Raw genomic sequence first — 7,564 nt, 5'->3', positions numbered from 1 at the left:
ATATTTTTTATCAGCAAGTTCTTTGATGTATGCTTTTAATGAATCAACTGTTGGATTTTCAAGTCCCTTTAAGAAGTTTTCATCAAAGTTAAAAGTATTTATTCCAAATCTTCTAATTGATTCAAAGTCCAAATAGTTTTTGTAGGTATAAATTCTAGTATTGCATCTGATGCAGGGATATTATTTACGCCCGCAATAGGAGCTGCTATATTTGCTAGCTTAGGAAGAAACCCATGGGCAGGAATCATAGTAGGTTATGCAGCTGCTTCTGGAGGGTTGAGTGCTAGTTTATTTATTAGTAATTCTGATGTATTGCTAGCAGGAATAACCGAGAGTGTAGCAACAGGAATGAATATAGAAGGTTCAACAACTCCAGTAATGAATTATTATTTTATGGCTGCAATGACAATTTTATTAACTATCTTCATCACATTAGTTGCAGAAAAGTTTTTGATAAAATATTTAGATAATGATGGAAATAGGACTTTTAATAAAGATGCTTCACTCGTAGAACTTTCAAATTTAGAAAGAAAAGGACTAAAATATTCTGGTTATGGATTCATTCTATTCATCGCTATAATGTTAATATTAACATTACCTAAAAATGCTTTTTTTAGAGATGAAAATGGCGGATTCTTACCTAAGTCTCCGTTAATATCATCTGTAATACCAATAATATTTATGTTCTTCTTTATAGTAGGTACATTATACGGAATTGGAGCTAAAACAATTACTAAATTAAGTGATATCCCAAACATATTCAAGAAGAGCTTAAGGGTATGACTTCAATTTTTCCAACAATGTTTACTGCTTCAATGTTTGTTACATTGTTTAATGCAAGTAAATTAGCAACAATTCTAGCTGTACATGGATCTAATTGGTTACAATCATTACAAATTCCGTCCGTATTGTTAATAATATTATTAATTCTACTGTGTACATTTTTAAATTTATTTATAGGAAGTGCTTCTGCAAAATGGTTAATACTTGCACCAATATTCGTTCCTATGTTTGCAATGATGGGATTTTCACCAGCATTAACTCAAGTTGCTTATAGAATTGGAGATGGAGCAACTAATATTATTTCTCCAATTGCAGGTGCTGTTCCTGTAATCTTAGGTTTATTGGAAGATTATAAGCCTGATAATTATGAAAAGGAAATTGGTTTAGGCACAATGATATCTTTAGAACTACCATTCACATTTACATTACTAATTGTTCAAACGGTAAGTTTGATAATTTGGTTTGTTTTAGGAATTCCTCTTGGGCCTGGCGCAGGAACCATAATTTAAAAGGAGCAATTTATGAATTTTAATGAAGTGAAAAATGAAGTTAATAAAAACATTGATACTTTTATAAACATTAGAAGAAAAATCCACAGAAATCCCGAATTATCCATGAAAGAATATGAAACAACAGATTTTATAATAGAAACTTTAAGAGAATTTGGTATAGAAGAAGTTGAAAAGATTAATTCAACAGGAGTAGTTGCTATTATTAGAGGAAAAAGCTCTAAATGTATAGCTATAAGAGCTGATATAGATGCACTACCAATAGATGAGAATAACAGTTTAGAATATAAATCTTCTAATGCAGGAGTCATGCATGCTTGTGAACATGATGTTCATACAACTAGCTTATTAGGTTGTGCATATATCTTAAATAAATATAAAGATAATTTAAATGAGACTGTAAAATTAATTTTTCAACCTGCTGAGGAAGCAGACGAATGCGCTAAATATATGATTGAAAATGGAGCTTTAAGCAAAGATCCTATTCCACAAGCGATATTTGGTCTTCATTGTTGGCCTAATATCGTAGCTGGAAAAATATATCACAGACATGGGAAAATGGGTACTTGTTCCGATACTTTTGACATAAAAATTAAAGGAAAGTCAGGACATGCCGCAAACCCTGAAAATGCTGTTGATCCAATTATAATTTTAGGAAATATTATTTGTGGAATTCAAAATATTATATCAAGAGAGCTAAGTCCCTTAGATCAAGGTATAATAACCATTTCTTCTGTACATGGAGGAAAGGCGTATAATATAATTCCAGATGAAGTACTGGTAAAGGGAGCTATCAGAGCTTTGTCTGAGGAAACTAGAGAGTTTCTCCACAAGCGATTAAAAGAGATTACTGAAAATGTTTGTAAAACTTTTGGTGGAACAGCTGAGGTTATAATAAATAAAGGAACACCTGTATCCAATAATAATGAAACAATTTCTAAAATAATAGAAATTTCTATAATAAAAAATTTTGGAGAGGAAAACTATATATATAATCCTTTTCCATCAATGGGATCTGAAGATTTTGCATATTATGGAGAAATTATACCAGCTGCTATGTATAGATTAGGGACTGGATTTATAAATCAAAAAATGCAAGTCTTCATTCCTCAGGTCTAGTAATTAGTGAGGATGCTATATCTACTGGAATCTTGTCTATGGTATCAGTGTGCGATGATTTATTAAATAACATATGAAAATATTTTAAAAGAACAAGGGAGATATAAAAAATGTATCTCCCTTAAATAATAGCGAAAATCGGGCTATTTAATTTCAAGATATGCCTTATAATAATCTACGATATCATCATTATCAAGAGCTGTTGTGAGATATTCTAAAAGAATTATCCCTGTATTAAGACTTGAATTTATTTTTTTTAATTTATCAGGTAAATTACTTTTATAACCAGCATTAACAATTTCCTTTACCATAAAGACTATAAATTTTTCTTTATTATTAGTCCACAAAACATTATTTTTTTCATTAGATGAATTGACTATAATACCTCTTTTTTCAATGTCCATATCAGTAGAGTTATAATACCGTATATATAGAGAGGTATTTTGGGAGTAGAGCTTAATTAAATCATCATCGTGAATATTAAATTCAACAACTGTATCAAACTGAATATTTTCAGTAGTATACTCATTTTTTTGTAGTATAGATAATTTTTGTAATTGTTTCTTTTTATTATTAAGGTTGTCTAGAATTTTATAATAGTTATTAATTTGTTTTTGAGTTTCAATTAAAGACTCGTTAATAAATTTCTCTTGACTAATAAGTGAATTGCTGCTTAAATCTTGAATATCACTAATCTTTATACCTAAATCTTTGTACGACATAATATCTGCAATGTTTATTATGTCTCTTGTGGAATAAACTCTATATCCGTTATCATCTCTTTTAATTTGTATTAAATTTTTTTCTTCCCAAAACCTTAATGTAGATTTCGGAATGCCAAGTAATTTTGAGACATAGTCTATATTAAAATTATAATTCTTCATAAAATATCACCTTTGGTAATATAAATTATATAGCTTTATTCATTGACGTTCAAGTTACTTGAAGATTTATAATATGGACAAGAGGTGAAAAAAATGAAAGAAAAGAAAGGTTCGAAAAAATTCAATTTTAAAATGCCACATACCTATGTAATACTTATTACTATTATGGTAATCGTTCTCGTCCTCACTCATGTAATACCTTCGGGTGAATATGACAGGATAGAAGATTCAGTATCTGGTAAGATGGTTGTAGTACCAGGTTCATATCATACTGTTGAGACAAAAGCACCAAGTATTTTTGGTTTATTTTTAGCCTTACAACAAGGCTATGTAGAAGCGGCAAATATTATGTTTTTAATTATTTTTGCCTATGGATTTGTATATTTCTTGACAAAAAATGGAACTATGGACGCTGCACTTGGGACTTTAGTAAAAAAAATAGGGAACAGTGTTCAACTACTTATACCTATAGTAATGATAATATTAGGTTTTTTAGCTTCAACTATGGGAATTTACGAGGAAGTTTATGGCTTATTTCCTATTATGGTAGGTATATTTATTGCCTTAGGTTATGATGCCATTGTTGGTGGAGCTACAATATTTCTAGGAGTCTCCATAGGTTATGCAGCTGGAACAACTAATCCTTATAATGTCGCGGTTTCTCAAGATGTTGCAGGTATACCTTTGTATTCAGGTATGCAATTTAGATGGATTATCTTTTTTGTAATGGAAGTTGTTGCCATAACCTATGTTATGATTTACGCAAGAAAGATAAAGAAGGACCCAACTAAGTCTATAATGTACGGAACAAATATCGAAGGTATTCCTAATAGATCCTTAGAAGACTTAGATAATATAATACTAACAACAAGACATAAACTTTGTTTATTATTATTCTTTGGTACCATTGGATTTTTACTTTATGCTGTATTGAAATTAGAATGGTATGTAGATGAGATAGCAGCTCTATTCTTGCTTTCAATGGTAGTTTCAGGGATAATTAGTGGCTATTCTGCGACTGAAATATGTACTACTTTTATTGAATCAACAAAATCTATGGTGTCCTCTATGCTGATTGTAGGGTTTACAAGAGGTATTACTGTTTTAATGAAACAAGGAATGATAACGGATACTATTGTTTATGGGCTAGTAAAAGTATTTAGTACAGGTAGCAAGTACTTTGCTGCTTATGGAATGCTTATCATTCAAAACCTTGTAAAAATATTTATAAACGGTTCTACGAGTCAAGCTACAATAACCATGCCGATAATGGCTCCTACTGCCGAACTAGTAGGGCTGAGCAAACAAATAGCTGCTCTAGCTTATCAATTTGGTAATGGATATGCAGATATTTTTTGGCCTACAGCTTGTGCTTTATGTTGCGGACTAATGGGAGTGTCTTTAGATAAATGGTATAAGTTTGTTACTCCACTGTTCATCATTATTCTTATATTAGAATTTGTGTTTATGACAGTAGCAGTAACGATAAGATATTAATTGGAGATGAGTTAAGTTATGCTTATAAAAAATGGTTTTTTATTAGATTATGAGTCAAAAGAATTTGTAAAAAGAGACATAAAAGTTATAGATGGAAAAATTCACGAAATATCAGATAATATAATAAATGACGATAAAGATATTGTTATTGATGCTACAAATATGTACATTACACCAGGTTTAATTGATGCCCATAGCCATATTTGCATTAGTGAGGAAGGAATGGGACAATTGGGAGATGATTGTTGTGATTATTCTTCAGCACTAACTCCAGAACTAGAAGTTCTAGATGCTATTTATCCATTCGATAAGGCGGTGGAATCAGCTTTAAAAGCGGGAGTAACTACCGCTTGTATTTGTCCAGGAAGTGATGGTGTAGTAGGCGGAATGTGTTCAACCATAGAATTTGGCGAAAAAGTAGCTGATAAGATGATAGTTCAAAGAAAAACTGCAATAAAATGTAGTTTAGGAGAAAATCCAAAAACTGCAAACCACGGTTTTTCCTCTAGAATGGGTACTGCATATAATTTGAGAAAATGCTTTGAAGAAGCCTTAGAATATAAGTATAAAAAAGAAAATAGCAATGGATACTTTAGAAAAGACTTTGGTATGGAAAACATGTTAAAAGTCTTGAACAAAGAAATACCAATTCATGTTCATGCCCATAGGTCTGATGATATTTGTACAGCAATTAGAATCGCTAAAGAATATGAAATTAATATGGTCATCGTACATGGAACTGATGCAATTTCTATTATAGATTATCTAGCAGAAAATAAGTATCCAATAATATTAGGACCTTCAATGAATCCAAGAGGCAAACAAGAATGTTGGAATAAAACTTTTGAAACAGCAAAATATTTATCAGACAATAAAATAAAATTCTGCATAACTGCAGATCACGATGTAACTCCAATTTACTATCTTGTGGATTATGCTAGAATGTGTGTGAAAAATGGTTTAGATGAACTTGAAGCATTAAAAGCAATTACTAAATATCCAGCAGAAATTTTAGGAATTCAAGATAAAAAAGGCGATATAAAAAAGGGATTAGATGCAGATTTAGTTTTTTGGACAGATCACCCATTTTCAAATACTACTAGAGTAAAAAATGTATTCGTAAGAGGTAACAAATTAGTATAACATCTTAAAGCTAGGAGGTGTGATGGTATGGAAAAAATAAAAAGAAAATTCGAAAATGTTAAAATGCCCCACACTTATGTTATTCTGATGAGCATATTAATAATAGTAAGTATACTAACTTACATTATTCCATCTGGTCAATATACAAGAGTTGAGGACGAAGTTCTTGGGAAAACGGTAGTAGTACCAAACTCCTTTGAGTTCGTAGAAGGGAAGTCTCCCAATCTATTTGATATTTTTTTGGCTATTCAAAAAGGATATGTAAGTTCGGCTAATATACTTTTTCTAATAATATTTGCATATAGCTTTGTAAATATCTTAGTAGTAAATGGGACCTTGAACACTTATATTAATGCTTTAATTAAAAGACTTGATGGAAATAACAACCTATTAATTGTAATTTGTGTCTTTGTTTTTGGAATACTTGGATCCACATTGGGAATATTTGAAGAAGTATATGGATTAATACCGGTTTTTATTCAGCTATTTATCTTACTAGGATATGACAGAATTGTTGGAGGCTCAATTGTATTTTTAGGGGTAGCAACTGGATTCTCAGCTGCAACAACTAATCCGTTTTCTATAGGCATTGCTAAAGAATTAGCAGGTCTTCCAGTAAATGTGGGAATATGGTATAGAATTGTTGTGTTTATTATTTTTCAGGCTACAGCAGCCTTATACATTATTAAATATGCAAACAAAATTTACTCTAATCCAGAGTTATCACTTTTTAAAGAAGATTTTAATGAAAGTAAAATCGAAGAAAGTCTTGAACCTACAAAAAGACATTTTTTATCGCTCATATCTTTTATTATAACAATTGTTGTATTATTATGCGGGACTGCTTTTTGGGACTGGTATATTGATGAAATTGCAGCGTGGTTTTTGATGATGGGTGTTATTGCAGGAGCTATTAGTGGCTGGAGCGCAAATAAAATCTGCAAAGAAGTTATATTATCAACTAAAGACGTAATATCTTCTGTCTTAGTTGTAGGTTTTACAAGAGGAATAATAATTATTATGAATGAGGCTTTAATATCGGATACAGTAGTATATTATTTGTCAACATTGCTGAATAATTCACACAAAATTATTTCTGCAAATATTATGCTATTCATCCAAAATGTTATTAATTTTTTTGTAACTGGGTCTTCGAGTCAAGCAACTTTAACCCTCCCAATAATGTTACCAGTTTCTGATCTTATTGGACTAAACAGAGAAATAGCAATAATTGCTTATATATTTGGTGATGGTTTTTCTGATATATTTTGGCCAACAGCTTGTATATTGCAATGCGGACTAATGGGTATACCAATAGATACTTGGTACAAGTTTGTAAGTCCTTTGTTTTTAATAATGACAATTCTTCAGATAGTATTAATTTCTATAGCAGTGTATATTTTTTAAAAAATACTTTAACTCATAAAATCCCAATAAAAACCTGCTAACAAAAGTCAAGCATAACCCGAATTTATTTTCGGGTTATTTTTCTTTTCTTTATTTATTTATTAGTTTTGAGCATTACAATTAAGCCGATTATTTTTCGGCTTGTTTTTTAGTGTTTTCAAAGTCTTATGCTGCTTTTAATTCTTTTTTCTCGGCTTTTGATTCCATAACTCTTGCATAGTA

The 7,564-nt window shown here is 30.5% G+C and carries 5 protein-coding genes and 1 pseudogene; 5 read left to right on the top strand and 1 reads right to left on the bottom strand.

Going from position 1 to position 7,564, the window contains the following annotated elements; all coding sequences use genetic code 11:
- Nucleotides 1–132: 132 nt before the first annotated feature.
- Nucleotides 133–1,292: pseudogene (locus WMO19_RS09920) on the top strand (AbgT family transporter).
- 12 nt (nt 1,293–1,304) lie between these two features.
- Nucleotides 1,305–2,411 carry a M20 metallopeptidase family protein gene (locus tag WMO19_RS09360; RefSeq protein ID WP_349171584.1) on the top strand — a complete coding sequence of 369 codons (1,107 nt, stop codon included), beginning with the start codon at nt 1,305–1,307 and terminating at the stop codon, nt 2,409–2,411.
- A 143-nt stretch (nt 2,412–2,554) separates the two neighbouring features.
- On the opposite strand, the gene WMO19_RS09355 is transcribed toward WMO19_RS09360, so the two are convergent.
- On the bottom strand, nt 2,555–3,295 hold the full coding sequence (locus tag WMO19_RS09355; RefSeq protein ID WP_019125739.1) for a MerR family transcriptional regulator: 741 nt from the start codon (nt 3,293–3,295) through the stop codon (nt 2,555–2,557).
- A gap of 93 nt (nt 3,296–3,388) precedes the next feature.
- On the opposite strand from WMO19_RS09355, the gene WMO19_RS09350 reads away from it, so the two are divergent.
- The 3 genes from WMO19_RS09350 to WMO19_RS09340 are packed head-to-tail and all read left to right on the top strand — an operon-like array spanning nt 3,389 to nt 7,342.
- Nucleotides 3,389–4,792, top strand: coding sequence for a YfcC family protein (locus WMO19_RS09350; protein WP_349171583.1), 1,404 nt, complete (start codon nt 3,389–3,391; stop codon nt 4,790–4,792).
- Between the two features lie 18 nt (nt 4,793–4,810).
- Nucleotides 4,811–5,935, top strand: a complete 1,125-nt coding sequence (locus tag WMO19_RS09345) for an amidohydrolase family protein (RefSeq protein ID WP_349171582.1) — start codon at nt 4,811–4,813, stop codon at nt 5,933–5,935.
- A 27-nt stretch (nt 5,936–5,962) separates the two neighbouring features.
- Nucleotides 5,963–7,342 (top strand): YfcC family protein, encoded by a 1,380-nt coding sequence (locus tag WMO19_RS09340; RefSeq protein ID WP_349171580.1) that lies wholly within the window; start codon nt 5,963–5,965, stop codon nt 7,340–7,342.
- The last annotated feature ends 222 nt before the right edge of the window (nt 7,343–7,564 follow it).

Source organism: Peptoniphilus hominis (ex Hitch et al. 2025), assembly GCF_040096015.1.
In the GTDB taxonomy this organism is placed as follows: Bacteria; Bacillota; Clostridia; order Tissierellales; family Peptoniphilaceae; genus Peptoniphilus_A; species Peptoniphilus_A hominis.
Note: the sequence above shows the minus strand (reverse complement) of the source record. Positions and strands in the feature narration are given on the sequence as shown.